Raw genomic sequence first — 16,949 nt, 5'->3', positions numbered from 1 at the left:
GGGGTTTTGATTGCAATGCCAATACCGAGCGGTAGGCCCGATGCCAGCTGCCGGAAAAAAGCTAAGTCCATAAAATCAGGAGCAATAAAAATGGAAAAAGTGATCTTCAAGCGCGCCGCTTTGAGTGCCGCTGTGGTAGCCGCTCTGGTCGCCCCCGGCATGGCGTTGGCAGCCCAGGATATGATGAGCCCGGAATATGGCCAGTCCTATGAAACCTTCGTAAAAGACTCCAAACTGACCGGTGGCCTGTTCTACTTCCAGCGTGATCGTCAGCGCATCGATGGTGACCCGACTGCCGCCAAGAAAGAAGGCAAGTACCAGTCCAACCTGAGCCATTCCACCGTCCAGGCAGCTCTCAACTTCAACTCCGGTTATGCCTGGGACACTGTTGGTCTGGATCTGGGCGGCTTCGGTGCCTATGACCTGGCCGTTACCGAAAACCATCCGGTCAACCAGGAGAACGAATTCTCCTTTGCAGGCAACTCCTGGGGCAACAACTACAAAGATGGCTCTCCCGAGGGTGGCTTCAGCCTCTCCAACGCAGCTCTGAAGCTGAAATTCCTGGACGGCGGTGTGACTGCCAAGGGTGGTTACACCCAGCTGTATGTCCCTGGCCAAATCGGTGTTAACTGGTCCTATCAGCCGGGTACCTATCGTGGTGGTCAAGTCGAAGGCAACTTTGGCGGTCTCTACCTGACCTACGCCATCGCTGACGAGTACAAGGCCCCCTGGTACAAAGAGACTCAGGTCTTCTCTCGCGCCAAAGCGTGGATGGATCCGTTCGCTGATGAAAACGTCATCGACTATATCCACGGTATCGCGGCTCGTTACACCTTTGAAAATGGCACTGCCGTGACCGGTTCTTTCGGTCAGTCCGAAGGCTACATGGACAGCTACCACTTCAAACTGGCTCACAAGTTTGACGTACTGGGCGGCCTCGCCACCAGCTACCAGTTCTACGGTTCCGAGACCGAGACCTACACCAAGGGCGGCTCCCAGATTGAAACTTACGACGGCCTGGCATGGCAACAAGCACTGACCGCTGCCTGGAACTACGCCCAATACGGCTTCCGTCTGGAAGGTCTGTGGACCAAGGCTGAAGGTGCGGAAGGCAACTACCTGCCCCGTCTGACCCGTGGCTACGCCAACTCCCAGGGCGCCAACGAAATTTGGTGGGATTCCCGCTCTGACTGGAACGCCAACAACGAAAAAGCACTGTTCTTCGGCGTGACCCGTTCTCTGGATGATCTGGTTGGTGCGCCGGGCTGGGCTGTCGGTGTATCCGGCGCCTACGGTTGGGATATCGAAAATGGCCAAGGCAAGAAAGCAGCCAACGGCGAGGATACCGAGTGGGCCGTCAACTTCGATGTCAGCTATACCGTGCAGGATGGCAAGCTGAAAGGCACCCTGTTCAAACTGCACTACACCGACTACAACAACGACATCAGCCAGGGCGGCGGTTGGACCGATTACCCCAACATCTTCGCCTCCGAGCACGACGTCAAGTTCCACATCATCATGCCGCTTACCTTCATGTAATCAGGCAATACGATGTCAGCAAACCGGGCCACTTGGCCCGGTTTTCTTTTTTCCGGTTGGCAGGCTAACATGCGAGCCGGATAAGGGTTTTATCCACTCACCAGCACGCTTTTGTCAGCAGTCACAAGGACGCCATCATGCCCCGTTTTGTTTTGATCACCGGTTGTTCCAGCGGTATTGGCCTCGCCGCCGCACAGGCGCTGGGGCAGCACGGTTTTACCGTGATCGCCTCGGCGCGCAAGGCGGAAGATGTGGCCCGTCTGCAGCAACAGGGATTGCTGGCAGTACAGCTGGATCTGGCGGATTCTGCCTCCATCGAGCTGGGTGCCAGTGCGGCGCTCCATCTGGCAGGCGGGCGCCTCTATGGCCTGTTCAACAATGGCGCTTATGGCCAACCCGGGGCGCTGGAAGATCTGCCCACCGAAGCGCTCAGGGAGCAGTTCAATACCAACCTGTTTGGCTGGCACCATCTGATCCGTCAGGTGCTGCCGCCGATGCTGGAGGCCAAAGAGGGACGGATAGTGCAGAACAGCTCGGTTCTGGGACTGGTTGCCATGAAGTATCGCGGCGCCTACAACGCCAGCAAATTTGCGCTGGAAGGTTATAGCGACACTCTGCGCCTAGAACTGGCGGGTAGCGGGGTATATATCAGCCTGATTGAACCGGGCCCCATCGATACCCGTTTTCGTGCCAATGCCCGCAGCGCCTTCTTGCGCCACATCGATCCGGCCCAGAGCCGTCATCAGTTGGCCTATCGCCAGACCCTGACACGGCTGGAAAAAGAGGGGGCCACCAGCGGCTTTACCCTCTCCAGCGAAGCCTGCATCCCGCCGCTGCTCCATGCGCTGACCCACGCCCATCCCAAAGCGCGCTATCCGGTGACCACTCCGACCCGGCTGTTTGCCTTCCTGCGACGGGTATTGCCCACTCGCTGGCTCGATAAACTGCTGGCAAAATCGGCCTGATCCCGTGATTGGCGACCAAGTACCCGGTCGCCCAAGTGGCGTTAGCCGGGTAGCAGCGTCACCCGTCCCGCCAACCTGGTTTGTTCCTCTCTTCAATAGTGCTCGCCATTGCTGTAGTAGGCACTCTTGACCAGAGGGATCACCTGCACCACCACATAGATCTGCTCCCCCAGCACCCGTTTCAAATGGCGCGTGATAAGGCGCGCGGCGGCGTCCTGAATCTCTTGTGGCCGCTCGAACCAGTGCAGCTCGACAAACGGAAAACCCGTCTCTGGCTCACCGTTGCGTATCCAGCAACTCTCCACCCGCTCCATGGTGACAAACTCCGGCTTGCCACCGGTCAGCTCGCAAAGCTCGGCCAGCAGCGGGCCACTCACCTGTTGCAGGGTATCGAGCGTCACGGCGCGAAAACGAAGATGGGGCATGGCAAACCTCTTGGTTATCTGAAATGAGGACTTATCATAGGGGTTATTGTCAGCAAGAGAAGTCACCCGGCGCATATTAAGGATCCCCATGAGATTTCATCGCACCCTCTTTGCCTTCCTGCTCTGCCTGCTGCTACCGCTGCACGCCTTTGCCGATCCCGCCTTCTATCGGGTGAGCAAGGGCAACCAGCAACACTGGCTGCTGGGCTCCATCCATGCGGGCAAGCCAGCCCTCTATCCTCTGCCCGAGCCGGTGGAGCGTGCCTGGCTGCAGAGTCGCGCACTGGTGATGGAGGTGGACATGAACAGCATCACGCAGGATCAGTGGCAACAGACCGGCTCCCTCACCCGACTGGTGGATGGCAAGCCGCTCAAGGATCATCTGCCTGCCGAACTCTATCAACGCACCCTGATGGCAGGTGCCCGCTATGGCATCGACGAAGCTACCCTCGCCACCCTGCGCCCATGGTTTGCCGCCATTACCCTGACCCAGGCCGCCATGGCCCGCTCCGACTTCAAGAGTGAACTCGGGATAGACCAGCACTTTGCCGTCCGGGCCGCCAAAGAGGGCAAACCGGTAGTGGGTTTTGAAACCCTGCTGGAGCAGCTCGGTTATCTGGCCAGCGTGGGTGACAACCAGACCCTGATGCTCGCCAGCACCTTGGATGAGCTGCCGATGCTGGAGACAGGTTTCGCCGCCGTAATGAAAGCGTGGCAGCAGGGAGATGAGGCGACGCTGATCAATCTGCTCAAGGAGGAGATGGCTCCCCCCGCGCTACAAAGCTGGATGGAGCAGACCCTGCTGGCCGAGCGCAACCATAACTGGCTGAAAAAATGGTCCACCCTGCCCAACGAGAGCTTTATCGTGGTAGGCGCCCTGCACCTTTACGGCGAACAGGGGTTGCTGGCGTTGCTGGAGCAGCAAGGGTGGCGCATTACCCCGCTCACCACTCCAGGTCCGGTGCAGGCTCGGTCGCAAGGAGTCCAGTGAGAACGATCACAGATCGCACTGGTTATTAAACAACCTGCAAGGGAGTTGATCGGGATCATCCCGGACGGGGCAAAGAGGTATTTATCATGCCTGTCATCAACCGGGTGACAGGAGCAATAAAATGGACTTTTGGCTGGACCTGATGTTTGGCAACAGCGTGGGATTGATGTCGATGCTGGTGATTATCGGCACCTTCTTGCTCATCAGCTCTTACGCGGCCTACTTCATCTACAAGGTGATGCACTCGCAACCGCCTCATTCACAGCAACCCCATTCTCAACAACCCAAAGAGGGCAAATAATCCTCTGACCACAGGCGGCAGCTCACACTGACCGCCTGTGCTGTTTTATAGTTCGCGACTGTGATTCCCGGGACAGGATGCACCAGTGTCCATGCTGGCCCTCCCTTATCCCCCCTGCCCCTTTCCCCGTTTTCTGTGCCGGTTGCGGCCGTTATAATGGCCCCCACTTTTTCTTATGGGGAGCCTGCCGTGTCTCATAACGACGAACTCTCGCTATTTATGAATGAAGTGGCCGACGTGCGGCCCATTCGCAGCGACAACATCCATCCCCATGCGGCCAAATCCGCCCCGACCGAGGCGCAGCTCGCTCGCCGCCAGGCTGCCACTGCCGAACAACTCGCCCTCGACCACCTCACCATGGAGGCCATCGAGATGCGCGATCCGCACGAAATCGTCGGCTTCAAGCGTGATGGGGTGCAGGAGGGGGTCTACAAGAAGCTGCGGCTCGGCAAATACGAGCTGCAAGCCAGCCTGGACTTGCACCAGAAAACCCTCAATGAGGCGCGCCAGACGCTGGTGCAGTTCATTGCGGATTGTGAAGTCCGGGATATCCGCTGCCTGCTTATCCTGCACGGCAAGGGGGAGCGCAGCACCCCGCGTGCCCTGCTGAAAAGCTATGTGAGCGCCTGGTTGCCGCAACTGCCCGCCGTCATGGCGATCCACAGCGCCGAGCGTCGCCACGGCGGCAGCGGTGCTTTATACGTGCTGCTGCGCAAAAGCGAACGCAAAAAAGCGGAAAACCGCGAACGGCACCAGAAGCGGCTCGGCTAATCCGCGTCTCGCCACCACACCTTTGGCTCGCCTGCATGATGGTGGTCAACTATAGAGCGGCGGTGTTAGCATCGAACGGCCCCGATCATGCCAGGTACGGGGCGGCATACCATCAGGGACGATAACAAGGACAATCCCATGTCATATCAAAAGCTTGAACAACATCAGCAACAGATCTACCGCTTTAGCCACCTCGCCGCTATCTGCGGCTGGGATCAGGCAGCCATGATGCCGGAAGGGGGCAACGATGCTCGCGCCGAAGCAATGGCCGAACTCGGTCTGCTGATCCACCAGAAGCGCACCGCTCCCGAGCTGGGCGACTGGATTGCCAAGGCCGAGAGTGAGCCGCTCGATGAAGTGCAACGGGCCAACCTCAGCGAGATCAAGCGCCAGTGGCAAGATGCCAGCCTGCTGCCCGGTGAGCTGGTCGAAGCGCTGTCACTCGCCGGCAGCAAGTGCGAGCACGCCTGGCGCAGCCAGCGCAAGAACAACGACTGGGCCGGCTTTGCTCCCAATCTCGAGGAGGTGGTGAAACTCTCCCGTGAAGTAGCGCAGCTGCGGGCCGATGCGCTTGGCGTGCGCCCCTACGACGCCATGCTGGCGCTCTATGAGCCGGGCATGACCAGCGCACGGCTCGATCAGATCTTCGGCGATCTCGCCAGCTGGCTGCCGGCTCTTATCCAGACCGTGAGTGAACAGCAGAAGGGCGATGCCCTGCTGCTGCCGCAAGGCCCCTTCCCCATCCCGACCCAACAGGCACTCGGCCAGGAGGTAATGGGGCTGCTCGGCTTTGATTTCGCACACGGCCGCCTCGATGTGAGCAGTCACCCCTTCTGTGGCGGCGTGCCGACCGACGTGCGGATCACCACCCGCTATAACGAGCAGGAGTTTGTCTCCAGCCTGATGGGCATAGTGCACGAGACCGGTCACGCCCGTTACGAGCAGGGGCTGCCGCGCCATCTGCTGGGTCAGCCGGTGGCCGAGGCGCGCTCCATGGCGATCCACGAGAGTCAGAGCCTGTTTTGCGAGATGCAGCTGGGGCATCATCCGGCCTTCCTCGCGCTGCTGGCACCACGCATTCGTCACCACTTCGGCGAACAGGCGGCGTTTGCGCCGGACAATCTGGCCAAGCTCTACAGCCGGGTCGAGCCGGGCTTTATCCGGGTCGATGCGGACGAGGTGACCTATCCGGCCCACGTTATCCTGCGCTACGAGCTGGAGCGCGATCTGGTGGAAGGGAAGATCGAGGTGGCCCACATCCCCGAGCTGTGGGATGCCAAGATGCAGCAGTGGCTGGGGCTCTCCACCAAGGGCAACTACCGCAATGGCTGCATGCAGGATATTCACTGGACCGACGGCTCGTTCGGCTACTTCCCGAGTTACACCCTGGGTGCCATGTATGCCGCCCAGCTGCGCTTTGCCCTCGAGAAAGAGCTGGGCAGCATGGGTGAGGTGATCGCGGCGGGCCGCCTGCCGGAGATCTTCGGCTGGCTCGGACGCAACATCTGGTCACAGGGGAGCCTGCACAGCACCGACGAGCTGGTGCGCCGTGCCACCGGTGAAGCGCTCAACCCGCACTGGCTGCGCCAGCATCTGGAACAGCGCTACCTGAAGTAATGAGCGCAGTAAGCTAACAGCAGAACGGGGCCTTTTTAGTTGACCACTACAGGGCCCCGTTTTTATGGCGGTTCATTTTTATGGCGGTGCATGGCACAGCACGCCACCACCATGCTGTAAAAAGAGAAAATTCAGAGAGGATCAGGAGAGCCCAGCAACTCGCGCAGTTGCAGGATATTGCCCTCCGGGTCGAAGGCGTTGCGCACCACAAAGCCAGGCCCTGTCCACTGCTGTGGCAGCAGGCCGCCGCCGAGATCCGCCGCCTTCGCTTCCGCCCAGGCGAGGCTGGAGACGGTGAAGAACAGCTTGATGGCCCCCTCTTCCCGCAGTGCTGGCGGCCGCTTGATAACGACTTGCCCGGCATAAGGCTCAGGAATGGCATGGATCAGCAGCTGGATATCGCTGTTTTCCAGCACTACCAGCTGCTCATCCTGATTGCAGACCACCATCTGCAGCAATGTACGGTAAAAGTGGGTCAGCAAGCCCGGATCCTTGGCATAGATCAGGGCACCGGCGCGAGCGGGGCCTGGCATGGAGCTCTCCTCAACAGTGAACGGCTGGGTGGACAGATCTCCACCTTCTCACAGTTGCGTGCCCCATTCGATCCTTTTTAGCGGCTCACCAGCCTCACTGCACAAAGTGCCACTGTCGCAGTGCCAGCGTCGGAGGCGGCCCCTGATCTTCGCCCATATCCGCCATGCCCAGCGCCTCGTCATAGTGCACACCACCCGCGCCACTCTCGGTCAAGTGTTTTGCCCGCACCGCCCCGTACAGACCGCCACTTCCGCTGATCTTCATCTCGGTCAGCGGGGCATAGAGAGCAGCATAGAGCGGCGTATTGCCCGACAGCTTGACCCCATCCTTGCCGCTATACGCGGAATAGATGGATATAGCGGGCGTACCGCCAGCGGTCAGCCCCTGCTTGGCTGCCGTCACCTCGGCACCGGCCCCGAGATCGACCTTGCCGCTGACGATCAGGGTCAGACTGCTCCCCTCGCTCACCGTCAACTTGTTGCTGCCAGTCATGGTGAAATCCTTGTCGATCAGCAGCACCACATCCCCCTTGATGGTGAGACTGGCATCGGCCCCCATATTGAGGCTGTCGAGCTTGTAAACGGTCTGCTCCTTGCCAAACAGCTCCCCCTTGCCGGGTAGCGGCAGCCCGGGCTTATGCTGGTTGCTGCTGGTGACCGAGCCAGTGGAGGGATCCGTGGTCAGCACCATCTGCTGGGTGGCCCCGAGCGTCAGGGGGCCATTGATGGGCAATGTTGCAGGGGGAAACGATTTGGGCAACGCGGCCACATTGAGCGGGTCACACACCTGCCCGGCTACCGGTGGCAGCTTGGGGTGAGTGCGGTATTGGGGATCCAGATACTTCTGATGCTTGGCATCAAGGAATGCCCCCTTCCCACCATAGTTCAACTTGTCGCCAGCAATGCTTGTGCCATGACCCATAGAGACATCACCATTGATCGCAACAGCTCCGGCAATATGCCCCCCTTGCAAGGCAAAATTTCCACTCCCGTTCACGCTGCCCTCAACCCTGACGACCCCATCAGAGGGAGAAATGGTGATATCGCCGCCAGCAAGTACATTACCCGCAACAGGTGAAGAGCCGTTCAAGGTCACCGAGCCGGTCGCCCGCACATCACCCCAGATGGGGGAGTGCCCGGCGAGCACTACATTGGCCTTGTCGCTGACGGTCGCCACCTTGGCGTTTTGCCCTTGATTAAGAGTCCCGGAAACAGACTCCTTGTACGCCCCCTTGCGCGAGTCGTAGCTGTCGATAAAACCGCTACCGGAGAGGCTCAACCCTTCACACGCCACCACTGAATCCTGAAAGATGAGATTGCCGGGCTCGCGCTTAAGGGCAAACAGCGCGTTGAGGCTGGCATTACCCTCCAGATAGCGGCCATGGCTCTGCAACGCCAGCTTGCTGCCGGCGGAGGCATCCAGCTGTTCGATGCTAAAGCGGCTACCCGCCATGGCCCCTTCGCCCTTGCTTGGCACCTTCTGCACCAGCTGAGCCCACTCTATCCGCGGTTCGGCGCCAAGGGCCTGATGCAGGGCACGATAACTCTCGTTCATCCCCTGCTCGGCACTGAGCTGCGCATTGATCTTCTTGTGAAAATTGCCGCTCAGGCGAGTTTGCAACTGGTTCTCCTGAATGCTGGTAAACACCAGCAGACTCGACAGCAGGCTCACCACCAGCACCACCAGCAGTACGGCTCCCCGCTGCCCCTGCAATCCCTTGTTCATCCCGCTCCCCCTGCTGTGGCGTTGGCACCGGATGTGGCCAACGCTGCCGCCCAGACCGCCTTGCGGCGGGCCACCTGCACCTCTACTCCGGGTGCCAGATAGCTGGGCAGCCCTTCGGGCAAGATGCGGATATTGACCAGTGCACCCTGCTGGCCGAATTCAAGATCCTGAAGATGGGCCAGCAACAGGCGCGGGCCATCTCCGTCATCGCAACTGAGTACCGGCGGCGTGAAGCGGTACTGCTCGGTAAAATCGGCGGTTTTCTGGTTGCCAAGGCAGGAGAGCACCTGACTGCCCCCCTCTACCTTGAAAGCCAGCGTCAGGCGATCAGGGGTGACGGCTATCAGCTGATCCGCCTGCTTGATGCTGTTGGTAAAGGTGAGGGTGGCAAAGCGCAGCACTTCGTTCGCCTGCTCCAGCGCCTTGCTCTGCTCGACCGTGCTCTTGATTGGGGCGTAACCGGCAAAAATCGCCAGCATCAACATCAGACCGAGCACCATGGAGATCATCAGCTCGACAAGACTGACACCTAGTTGCCGGGAGGGGATGCTCAGCATAAAGGCGGAAATCCTGCGTTCAGCTCCACCCGCTTGGCGCCGGAGACCCGCTCATCCTGCCACTCGATAGCGACCACAAAGTTGTCGCTATAACGGTTCGGTAGCACCAGCCGATGACCCTCGTGCAGGGTGAAGCGTGCAAGAAAATCGCCCTGGGTGAACCGCTCGGGCTTGCGCTGCACTTCACACAGCGAACTCCAGATCTGCTCCACGCTGTTGCTCGCCTCGATCGTGGCCAGCGTGCTCTGCAAGCTGTAATGCGCCTGCTGCAACGAGACCACCTGCCCCTTGGCGAGACCGAGAAACACCATCACCGCCAACACCATGGAAACCATGATCTCCACCAGATTGAAGCCCTGCTGGCGGGCAAGTGCGGCGTATCTCATGAGCAGCTCCCTTGCAGCAGCTGGCCGCTCGGGGCCACGCAAAGGACCCGCTGCTCACCGAGGCGATTGGCCAGAATGATCTCGGCGTGGCTGCTGCTGCCGGTTGGCGCGATCTGGATGGGGTCAAACGGCTTGATCACCACGCCGCCACCGGGAGCCGATGCCTGACGCAACCGCTGGCTGTCGGCCATCACCTCCCAGCCACCGTTCTCGGTGCCCTGCAGTACCACCGGCAGGGTCAGCTTGACCGCTTCGCTGCGGGCAAAGCGGTAGGCAGACGCGAGCTCGGTCGCGCTGCGATCGAGCCGTTCGGCCGCGAGGCGCTGACTCATGGAGGGCAACCCGACCAATAGCAAGATGGCGGCGATGCCGACCGTGATCATCAACTCAATCAGAGTAAATCCGCGCACGTTCATCTTATGATCCCCAGCAGTCATGGCGATTGGCCGCGCGATAACCGGTCTGATCGAGGGTCAGAGTGCCGCACTCATCCTGTTGTCGCGTCGTTGGAATGGCTTTGAGCAGGTAGTCGCCAGCATCTTGCTGGCTGTAGCTGAACTGGTAGAAATCCGTGTTGGAAGGGGTGGCAAACGTGTCGGGATAACGGCCCTGTTGGGTATAGATACGTTCGAGGGCGAGCGCCTGCTCCAGCAATTGCTGCTGCGCTTCGTAACGGCGTCCCTGTTGCAGATAACCCTGATACGCTGGCAACGCGATGGCCGCGAGAATGCTGACAACCGTCATGGCGATCAACAACTCGATCAGACTAAACCCCCGGCAATGGCGCCATGCCTTACAGTCGTTCACTTATCATCCTTGGCAAGTGTTGTTATTGCTCGGCCTAAGGCCGCAGATGTGATGACTTAATAATCATCAAAAATTAACTGACTCGATTGAACAACACAAAATCACCACACTCAATGTAAAAAAGATAGTTATGTGATCTGTTATTAATTTTTAAGCAGTTTTCGCCGCCACTAATCTCGCTAAGCAAATAAAGCTAAGCCAATCGTGCCTACGACCCGTCCGTTATGCCCCCTTCTGTCAAGCCGCGATACATGAATAACAGCGTGACGAAGAGTGAAACCCGGCCGTGCAATGAAAGAGTAAAAAAAACTTCGGCCAATTTTTGCTATCCCTGTCCGTTTCTGGCTAGTCACAGCCCCTGAGCCCCCTTACTCTCTTGCCATCTATTCCAGCAAAGCTGCCCACACCATGAATGCAAAGCCAAGCCCAGAGTCGTCACAAGATGAGGTGATCAACACCCTCAGCCGCGAACAGTGTCACGCCGCACGGCTCGCTCGCGATGCTCGCTTCGATGGCCGCTTCTTTACCGGCGTGCTCTCGACCGGCATCTACTGCCGGCCGGTCTGCCCGGCACGGCCACCCCACGAGCACAATGTGCGCTACTTCCAAAGCGCCGCGGCCGCTGAGCTGTATGGGCTGCGACCCTGCCTGCGCTGCCGCCCTGAGCTGGCACCCGCCGCCCGTGGCGATCTGCCGGTTGAACTGGCACGTCTGCTGGCACGCATCGATCGCGGCGAGCTGGCGGAAGGCACGCTCGCCAAACTGGCCACTGAGGCAGGGATAAGCGAACGCACCCTGCGCCGCCAGTTCGAGCAACATCTCGGCGCCTCACCAAAACAGGTGGAGCAGACGCGCCGCCTGCTGCTCGCGAAACGACTGCTGACTGAAACTGGGCTGCCCATCACAGATATCGCGTTTGCCGCCGGTTTTGCCAGCATCCGCCGCTTCAATGACGCCTGGCTCAACGCCTACGGACTGGCCCCACGCTCCCTGCGCCAACAAGAGGATCATGCGCCAGAGCACATGAGCGCGCAGCCGCGTGGCGCAACCCTGACGCTGCAACTGCCCTATCGCCCCCCGTATGACGTAGCGGCCATGCTGGCGTTCTACCGGCTGCGGGCGATCCCCGAGCTGGAGCGGGTAGATGGCGAGGGGTATGAGCGGCGCTACCGGGTCGGCGATCAGGTCGCGCTGGTGCGCATCGCGCAGGGCAAGGGGCACAGCTTGCAACTCACAGTCCATGATCTGCCGCTCGCAGCACTGCCCGATCTGCTCTATCGGGTGCGTCGGATGTGGGATCTCGATGCCGACATGCAGCGGATCGGTGATCTGCTCGGTCAGGATCCGCTGCTCGCCCGCTTGCAGGCACGCTGGCCCGGCGTGCGACTGCCGGGTGGCTGGGACGAATACGAGGTGATGCTGCGCGCCATCGTCGGCCAGCAGGTGTCGGTCAAGGGAGCCATCACCATACTCGGTCGACTGGTAGCCCGTACCGAGGCGCAATTCGGGGTGGCGCAACTACCGACCCCCGCCCAGTTGTGCGAACTCGATCTCGACGGTATCGGCATGCCCGGCAGCCGCATTCGCACCCTGCGGGGAGTGGCGAAGGCACTGGCCAGCGGTAAGCTGACCCTCACGACAGCCAGTGATGAGCAGTTGCTGGCGCTGCCGGGCATAGGCCCCTGGACGGTCTCTTACTGGCGACTGCGTTGCGGGCTGGATACCGACGCCTTCCCCACCTCCGATCTGGTGCTGCAGAAGGCACTCGGAGGCGGCACCAAGCTGCCGGTAAAAGAGGTGTTGGCGCAAAGCGCAGCATGGCAACCGTGGCGCAGCTATGCGGCCAGCTGGCTGTGGCACGCCATGAGTGAAGCGCCCGATTTGCTGTTCCGTGCCACTGGCAACGAAAACCAGCCAGATACCCAACAACAGGAGAGAACCCCATGATCCGCTACGATATCCTGCCGACCCGCTGCGGCAATCTGCTGGTTGCCATCAACGAGTATGGCTTGGTGCACGTGGACTTTGTGGCGGGCCTGCGGGCGCTGCCCGATATGAGCGGCTGGCAGCAAGATCACGAGGCGCTGGCCCCCTTCCTCGCCGAATTTGACGCCTATTTTGCCGGTCGCTTGCAGCGCTTCTCCCTGCCCCTTGTCGCCCGTGGCACAGCTTTTCAGCAGGCGGTGTGGCAAGCGCTGTGCGACATCCCCTACGGCGAGACCCGCAGCTACAGCGATATCGCTCGCACCATCGGCAAACCCGATGCGGTGCGGGCAGTGGGCGCGGCGAATGGCCGCAATCCGCTCTCTATCATCGTCCCCTGCCATCGGGTGATCGGCCAAAACGGCAGCCTGACCGGCTATGCGGGGGGATTGGAGATTAAAAAAGCGCTGCTGGCGCTGGAGAGGGGCAATTAAAGGAGTCTGAGTAGAGCACCTGCGATAAAAAATTGCCCCTTTCCGGCTGGAGAAAGGGGCTCATTGATCAGCGTTTCAGGCTGCCCATCACATGCATTTCGCAGCGGTTGCAGTCAAAACGCAGGCGGAAGGTGTCCTTACCCATCTTGAGCTCCAGCGGCTCGGCCTTGAGACCGGGCACCTCGTTCGGGCAGAGGTTCTGGCTATAGCGGATACAGTGCTTGGTGATCATCAGCACCACTTCCCGCTCCTCCTTGTTCGCCTCATAGGCGGGAGCAATCCTCTCCACCCCGTGTTCGCGGAAGAACTGCTCAGCGGCGCTGTTCAGCACGTTGCCAAGGTAGGAGAGACGGTGCTGGGGATAGCTGATATCCCGCAGCGCGATCCGTCGCGCGGGGCGCTGGTAGCTGGCCACGCGAGCCGCCTCCAGCGCGGCGATGCCCTCCCGACGCAGACCGTTGAGCTGTGATGCGGCGATAAATAGCGGGTGAGTGAATGCCAACTCAATCTTGCGCGCCACAAACAGGGTATTGCCGAGCTTGCCAAGCTGATCACGCGCCTGTTGCAGCGCCCGCTCCGGGTTGTCGGCAGGCTGTTTGTCGCAAGGCAGGGTCACCGTGGCACTAATGCCCTGCTCGTCGGTGAGCGTGAGGATCACGCCCTCATCGCACTCAGCCAGCACCATATCGACCCGGATGCGGCGATCCGCGCTCGCCTTCTCCAGCATCTTGCTGAACGCCTGATCGTGGTTGCGGTAGATTTCGGTCCCCACCTTCAGCCCCGGCATGCGTTCTGACAGGAGTAACTGCTTACCTTCGACTTTGTTGAGGCGCATCCCCACCAGCTCGTTGTTCGGCTTGAAGAAGCCCAGACCGTCACCGTTGTTGAGGGTGACCTGTTTGCCGTCAATCTCGATACCGTCACGGGTCACCTTGGTGACACGCCCGAGCGGTTCACCCACATATTTCGGGCTCTTGGTGGAGTCGATCCCCTGCTGGCGGCCATGGAGGAAGTAGTCTGTGCTGCCGCGGTTGAAACTCTTCTTGGGGTCAGGCGTGAAGCTGTAGCTGCAACGACCCGCCGAGGCGGCGACCAGATCGGAGCGGCTATCCAGAATGGCGTCCAGCTTCTGGCGATACCAGGCGGTAACGTTCTTGACGTAGTCGAGCCCCTTGAGGCGCCCTTCAATCTTGAAGGAGCGGATCCCCGCCTCGATCAAGGCCTCCAGGTTATCGGTCTGATCCATATCCTTGAGGGACAACAGGTGGCTGTCTGCCACCAGCACTTCGCCATCCGGCTTTTGCAGCGAGCAGGGCAGACGGCAGAGCTGGGCACACTCACCACGGTTGGCACTGCGGCCGGTACGGGCATGGCTGATGTTGCACTGGCCACTGTAGGAAACGCAGAGAGCGCCGTGGATAAAAAACTCCAGCTGCACATTGGTCGCCGCACTGATCTCGCGGATCTGCGCAAGAGACAGTTCGCGCGCCAGCACCACCTGAGAGAAACCCACATCCTGCAGAAACTTCACCTTCTCCGGCGTGCGGTTGTCGGTCTGGGTACTGGCATGGAGCGCGATGGGAGGCAAATCCAGCGCCAGCAGCCCCATGTCCTGGACGATGAGCGCATCTGCTCCAGCTTCATAGATTTGGTGGGTCAGCCGCCGCGCCAGCTCCAGCTCGTGATCGTGCAGCAGGGTGTTGAAGGCGACAAAGACTTGGGCGCCGAAGCGATGGGCGTGGCGCGCCAGCGCTTCGATATCTTCGATGGTGTTGCCCGCCGCGCTGCGGGCGCCAAAGGCAGGGCCGCCCATGTAGACGGCATCGGCACCATGGTTGATGGCTTCGATGCCGTAGGCGAGGTTCTTGGCCGGAGCCAGAAGCTCCAACCGGTTGTTGTGGCTTAACGGGTGCTTGTTCTGGTGCATGGTCTCGGGATCAGGGCGGACAGCAAATGGGCGCTACTCTAGCCCATTCACCGCCTGCGTGCCTTGATCCCGCTTAAGGTATCCGCAAAATGCAGGATTAGATAACCACCTTGAGTGCCAGCCCGAGCAGCACCAGGCCGCTCACCTTATCGATCACAAAGGATTTGGCTTTAAGCCACGCCAGCACCGGCCCGCGGGAGAGCACCAGCGCCACCAGCACGTACCAGACGGCATCGATCCCGCCCGCGGTGAGCATCATGATGCCCCCTTCGCTCCAGCCGGTATCGGCCCGCACAAACTGGCTGAACAGGGCGATGAAGAAAACCGCCAGCTGGGGGTTAAGGAAGGCAACCATAAAACCTTCAAAGGCCCCTTGCCGACCGCGCAACTGATGTACCTCTTCATTCCCTTCGTCACTGGCTGGTTTTGCCAGCAGGGCTTTCACCCCGAGCCAGGCAAGAAACGCGGCGCCGCCGTAGCGGATCAGATCAAACAGGATCGGTGTCTGGGTGATCAAAATGGAAAGGCCGAGCGCCGTGACCAGCGCATAGATACCAACCCCGAGGCCGTGGCCAAGCGCAGTAGCGACGCCATGCCCCTGTCCGCCCTGCACCGTGTTGCGGATGATCAGCGCCAGACTCGGCCCCGGGCTGATGGCCCCCATCACGCAGATTGCGGCCAGTGCCAGCCAACTCGTCAGTTCCATGCTTTTCCTCTTTTGTGCTCGATAGGATGCCTGCACTCAGGGTACGGGCTGAGCCATTATGTCAGTAGTGAAAGTTATGAATAGATTCCATAACCCATGGCTATAACGCCACACAACCGACTGCGGCTAACCGCCGAGATCGAGCAGCTTGCGACTCTCGCCAACGGTGCGTTGCAGATGATCCCGCAGGAAGGGGTAGGCCAGCTCGCGAAACCAGCGGTGGGCTGGATCCTGATGGTGGCGCTGATGCCACAGCAGATGATACTGCTGGTCGCGGGTAGAAAAGGGCAGATCGACAAAGGTGAGCTCATGGCCACAGGAGAGCTGCCAGGCGATATGGGCCGGGGTGGTCATCAGGCAATCGGTGCGCAGCAACACCTCCACTGCCGCCTGAAAGAAGGGAACTCTGGCAAACCAGCGCCGACTCAGTCCCTGCGGCGCCAACACCTGCTCCACCGGGCTGTCCTTGTCGCCTCCCCCGCTCACCTGCAGGTGAGGCCAGGCGAGATAGTCATCGAGACTCAGCGCCTTGCCCGCCAGCGGGTGGTGACGTCCCATCAACACCGCCAGCCGATCTTCCCCCTGATGCAGACCACGGATCTGATCCGGTACCTGCTCGGTGATGGTGGAGACCAGATCCAGCTCGGACTGCCACAACTGCGGCAGCTGACGCTTGTCCCACAGGCTGTACTCCAGCGCCGCCAACGGCGCCTCTTTGGCGAGCGCGGCACAGATATCGGGCAGGATATGCTGGGCCACATAATCGGAGGAGGCGAGCCGAAATACCCGCTCGCAGCGGCTCGGGTCAAATCCGGGCGCCTCGTAGAGCCGCTCCAGCGCACCGAGAGAATCCGCCAGCTGGGCGGCCAACAGTTCGGCCCGTGGCGTCAGCAGCCAGCGTTGCCCCTCCCGCACCAGCAACTCGTCATCAAACTCGCTGCGCAACTGGGCAAGCTGCTTGCTGATGGAGGGCTGACTCAGGTGCAACAGCTCGGCGGCGCGGCTGATATTGCGGGTCTCCAGCAGCACCTTGAGGGTCGGCAACAAGTTGAGATTGGCTCTGAGCAAGGAGATACCCTCATCGGTGGTGAAACGCCTATCTTAGGGCAGATGAGTCCCGCGTTTTAAGCAAAATTTCCAGCCATGTTCCGCGCGTTGCAGCCCTTTGCGACCAGATGGCACAGCTGAGCCCCCTGCACATAACCATGACCACAAGATGACAGTGGTTGTCTCGTACGGCATAATTGCACGATTTTCCGCCCGCGGGCGATCCACTTGAGA

The 16,949-nt window shown here is 60.3% G+C and carries 18 protein-coding genes; 8 read left to right on the top strand and 10 right to left on the bottom strand.

The genetic code is table 11. The features are described from left to right. The first annotated feature begins 90 nt into the window (after window positions 1-90). Window positions 91-1,539 (top strand): OprD family outer membrane porin, encoded by a 1,449-nt coding sequence (locus G5193_RS09785; RefSeq protein WP_204481162.1) that lies wholly within the window; start codon window positions 91-93, stop codon window positions 1,537-1,539. Between the two features lie 137 nt (window positions 1,540-1,676). Further along, window positions 1,677-2,504: an SDR family oxidoreductase gene (locus G5193_RS09780; RefSeq protein ID WP_265062257.1), complete on the top strand. Its 828-nt coding sequence runs from the start codon at window positions 1,677-1,679 to the stop codon at window positions 2,502-2,504. A gap of 92 nt (window positions 2,505-2,596) precedes the next feature. On the opposite strand, the gene G5193_RS09775 is transcribed toward G5193_RS09780, so the two are convergent. Further along, window positions 2,597-2,929, bottom strand: coding sequence for a DUF1904 family protein (locus tag G5193_RS09775; protein ID WP_421205895.1), 333 nt, complete (start codon window positions 2,927-2,929; stop codon window positions 2,597-2,599). A gap of 88 nt (window positions 2,930-3,017) precedes the next feature. On the opposite strand from G5193_RS09775, the gene G5193_RS09770 reads away from it, so the two are divergent. The 4 genes from G5193_RS09770 (at window position 3,018) to G5193_RS09755 (ending at window position 6,609) form a co-directional block, all read left to right on the top strand. Further along, on the top strand, window positions 3,018-3,920 hold the full coding sequence (locus G5193_RS09770) for a TraB/GumN family protein (protein WP_139493674.1): 903 nt from the start codon (window positions 3,018-3,020) through the stop codon (window positions 3,918-3,920). 121 nt (window positions 3,921-4,041) lie between these two features. Further along, window positions 4,042-4,221 (top strand): DUF3149 domain-containing protein, encoded by a 180-nt coding sequence (locus G5193_RS09765; protein ID WP_005338733.1) that lies wholly within the window; start codon window positions 4,042-4,044, stop codon window positions 4,219-4,221. A gap of 189 nt (window positions 4,222-4,410) precedes the next feature. Then, window positions 4,411-4,992, top strand: coding sequence for a DNA endonuclease SmrA (gene smrA, locus G5193_RS09760; RefSeq protein WP_005338734.1), 582 nt, complete (start codon window positions 4,411-4,413; stop codon window positions 4,990-4,992). A gap of 138 nt (window positions 4,993-5,130) precedes the next feature. After that, the gene (locus tag G5193_RS09755) at window positions 5,131-6,609 is read left to right on the top strand and encodes a carboxypeptidase M32 (RefSeq protein WP_421205894.1); all 1,479 of its coding nucleotides are present in this window, start codon (window positions 5,131-5,133) and stop codon (window positions 6,607-6,609) included. Window positions 6,610-6,740: 131 nt separating this feature from the next. Here the strand turns inward: G5193_RS09755 and G5193_RS09750 are convergent, their stop codons facing one another. From G5193_RS09750 to G5193_RS09725, 6 genes are all read right to left on the bottom strand, one after another. Further along, a complete protein-coding gene (locus tag G5193_RS09750; protein ID WP_139405739.1) occupies window positions 6,741-7,142 on the bottom strand; it encodes a VOC family protein in 402 nt (133 codons plus the stop codon). Between the two features lie 94 nt (window positions 7,143-7,236). Further along, window positions 7,237-8,868 carry a DUF7305 domain-containing protein gene (locus G5193_RS09745; RefSeq protein WP_421205893.1) on the bottom strand — a complete coding sequence of 544 codons (1,632 nt, stop codon included), beginning with the start codon at window positions 8,866-8,868 and terminating at the stop codon, window positions 7,237-7,239. After that, window positions 8,865-9,425 carry a PilW family protein gene (locus G5193_RS09740; protein ID WP_421205892.1) on the bottom strand — a complete coding sequence of 187 codons (561 nt, stop codon included), beginning with the start codon at window positions 9,423-9,425 and terminating at the stop codon, window positions 8,865-8,867. Before G5193_RS09740 ends, G5193_RS09745 begins: the two co-directional genes overlap by 4 nt. Beyond that, a complete protein-coding gene (locus G5193_RS09735) occupies window positions 9,419-9,811 on the bottom strand; it encodes a type IV pilus modification PilV family protein (protein WP_421205891.1) in 393 nt (130 codons plus the stop codon). The genes G5193_RS09740 and G5193_RS09735 overlap by 7 nt, the downstream gene beginning before the upstream one ends. Further along, window positions 9,808-10,227 carry a GspH/FimT family pseudopilin gene (locus G5193_RS09730; protein WP_005349592.1) on the bottom strand — a complete coding sequence of 140 codons (420 nt, stop codon included), beginning with the start codon at window positions 10,225-10,227 and terminating at the stop codon, window positions 9,808-9,810. The genes G5193_RS09735 and G5193_RS09730 overlap by 4 nt, the downstream gene beginning before the upstream one ends. A gap of 1 nt (window position 10,228) precedes the next feature. Beyond that, a complete protein-coding gene (locus G5193_RS09725; protein WP_042054203.1) occupies window positions 10,229-10,618 on the bottom strand; it encodes a type IV pilin protein in 390 nt (129 codons plus the stop codon). Between the two features lie 408 nt (window positions 10,619-11,026). On the opposite strand from G5193_RS09725, the gene G5193_RS09720 reads away from it, so the two are divergent. After that, a complete protein-coding gene (locus G5193_RS09720; protein WP_421205890.1) occupies window positions 11,027-12,565 on the top strand; it encodes an AlkA N-terminal domain-containing protein in 1,539 nt (512 codons plus the stop codon). Then, the gene (locus G5193_RS09715; protein WP_421205889.1) at window positions 12,562-13,035 is read left to right on the top strand and encodes a methylated-DNA--[protein]-cysteine S-methyltransferase; all 474 of its coding nucleotides are present in this window, start codon (window positions 12,562-12,564) and stop codon (window positions 13,033-13,035) included. Before G5193_RS09720 ends, G5193_RS09715 begins: the two co-directional genes overlap by 4 nt. 67 nt (window positions 13,036-13,102) lie before the next feature. Here the strand turns inward: G5193_RS09715 and G5193_RS09710 are convergent, their stop codons facing one another. The 3 genes from G5193_RS09710 to G5193_RS09700 all read right to left on the bottom strand — a co-directional run bounded on the left by G5193_RS09710 (window position 13,103) and on the right by G5193_RS09700 (window position 16,736). After that, on the bottom strand, window positions 13,103-14,962 hold the full coding sequence (locus tag G5193_RS09710; protein ID WP_421205888.1) for a peptidase U32 family protein: 1,860 nt from the start codon (window positions 14,960-14,962) through the stop codon (window positions 13,103-13,105). 97 nt (window positions 14,963-15,059) lie between these two features. Then, window positions 15,060-15,668 (bottom strand): LysE family translocator, encoded by a 609-nt coding sequence (locus G5193_RS09705; RefSeq protein WP_058057313.1) that lies wholly within the window; start codon window positions 15,666-15,668, stop codon window positions 15,060-15,062. Window positions 15,669-15,794: 126 nt separating this feature from the next. Next, window positions 15,795-16,736: a LysR family transcriptional regulator gene (locus tag G5193_RS09700; protein WP_421205887.1), complete on the bottom strand. Its 942-nt coding sequence runs from the start codon at window positions 16,734-16,736 to the stop codon at window positions 15,795-15,797. Window positions 16,737-16,949 lie beyond the last annotated feature (213 nt).

Origin of the sequence: Aeromonas sp. 601027 (assembly GCF_049174455.1) — a bacterium.
Taxonomy (GTDB): Bacteria; Pseudomonadota; Gammaproteobacteria; order Enterobacterales; family Aeromonadaceae; genus Aeromonas; species Aeromonas veronii_A.
This window is presented reverse-complemented; position numbering and strand designations above follow the sequence as displayed.

What these genes read in the sequence shown, in the direction of transcription:
- G5193_RS09740 (WP_421205892.1), bottom strand. Translation starts at nt 9,425, where the DNA reads ATGCTGAGCATCCCCTCCCGGCAACTAGGTGTCAGTCTTGTCGAGCTG.
- G5193_RS09715 (WP_421205889.1), top strand. Translation starts at nt 12,562, where the DNA reads ATGATCCGCTACGATATCCTGCCGACCCGCTGCGGCAATCTGCTGGTT.
- G5193_RS09705 (WP_058057313.1), bottom strand. Translation starts at nt 15,668, where the DNA reads ATGGAACTGACGAGTTGGCTGGCACTGGCCGCAATCTGCGTGATGGGG.
- G5193_RS09775 (WP_421205895.1), bottom strand. Translation starts at nt 2,929, where the DNA reads ATGCCCCATCTTCGTTTTCGCGCCGTGACGCTCGATACCCTGCAACAG.
- G5193_RS09780 (WP_265062257.1), top strand. Translation starts at nt 1,677, where the DNA reads ATGCCCCGTTTTGTTTTGATCACCGGTTGTTCCAGCGGTATTGGCCTC.
- G5193_RS09770 (WP_139493674.1), top strand. Translation starts at nt 3,018, where the DNA reads ATGAGATTTCATCGCACCCTCTTTGCCTTCCTGCTCTGCCTGCTGCTA.
- G5193_RS09720 (WP_421205890.1), top strand. Translation starts at nt 11,027, where the DNA reads ATGAATGCAAAGCCAAGCCCAGAGTCGTCACAAGATGAGGTGATCAAC.
- G5193_RS09710 (WP_421205888.1), bottom strand. Translation starts at nt 14,962, where the DNA reads ATGCACCAGAACAAGCACCCGTTAAGCCACAACAACCGGTTGGAGCTT.
- G5193_RS09730 (WP_005349592.1), bottom strand. Translation starts at nt 10,227, where the DNA reads ATGAACGTGCGCGGATTTACTCTGATTGAGTTGATGATCACGGTCGGC.
- G5193_RS09785 (WP_204481162.1), top strand. Translation starts at nt 91, where the DNA reads ATGGAAAAAGTGATCTTCAAGCGCGCCGCTTTGAGTGCCGCTGTGGTA.
- G5193_RS09750 (WP_139405739.1), bottom strand. Translation starts at nt 7,142, where the DNA reads ATGCCAGGCCCCGCTCGCGCCGGTGCCCTGATCTATGCCAAGGATCCG.
- G5193_RS09765 (WP_005338733.1), top strand. Translation starts at nt 4,042, where the DNA reads ATGGACTTTTGGCTGGACCTGATGTTTGGCAACAGCGTGGGATTGATG.
- G5193_RS09745 (WP_421205893.1), bottom strand. Translation starts at nt 8,868, where the DNA reads ATGAACAAGGGATTGCAGGGGCAGCGGGGAGCCGTACTGCTGGTGGTG.
- G5193_RS09755 (WP_421205894.1), top strand. Translation starts at nt 5,131, where the DNA reads ATGTCATATCAAAAGCTTGAACAACATCAGCAACAGATCTACCGCTTT.
- G5193_RS09735 (WP_421205891.1), bottom strand. Translation starts at nt 9,811, where the DNA reads ATGAGATACGCCGCACTTGCCCGCCAGCAGGGCTTCAATCTGGTGGAG.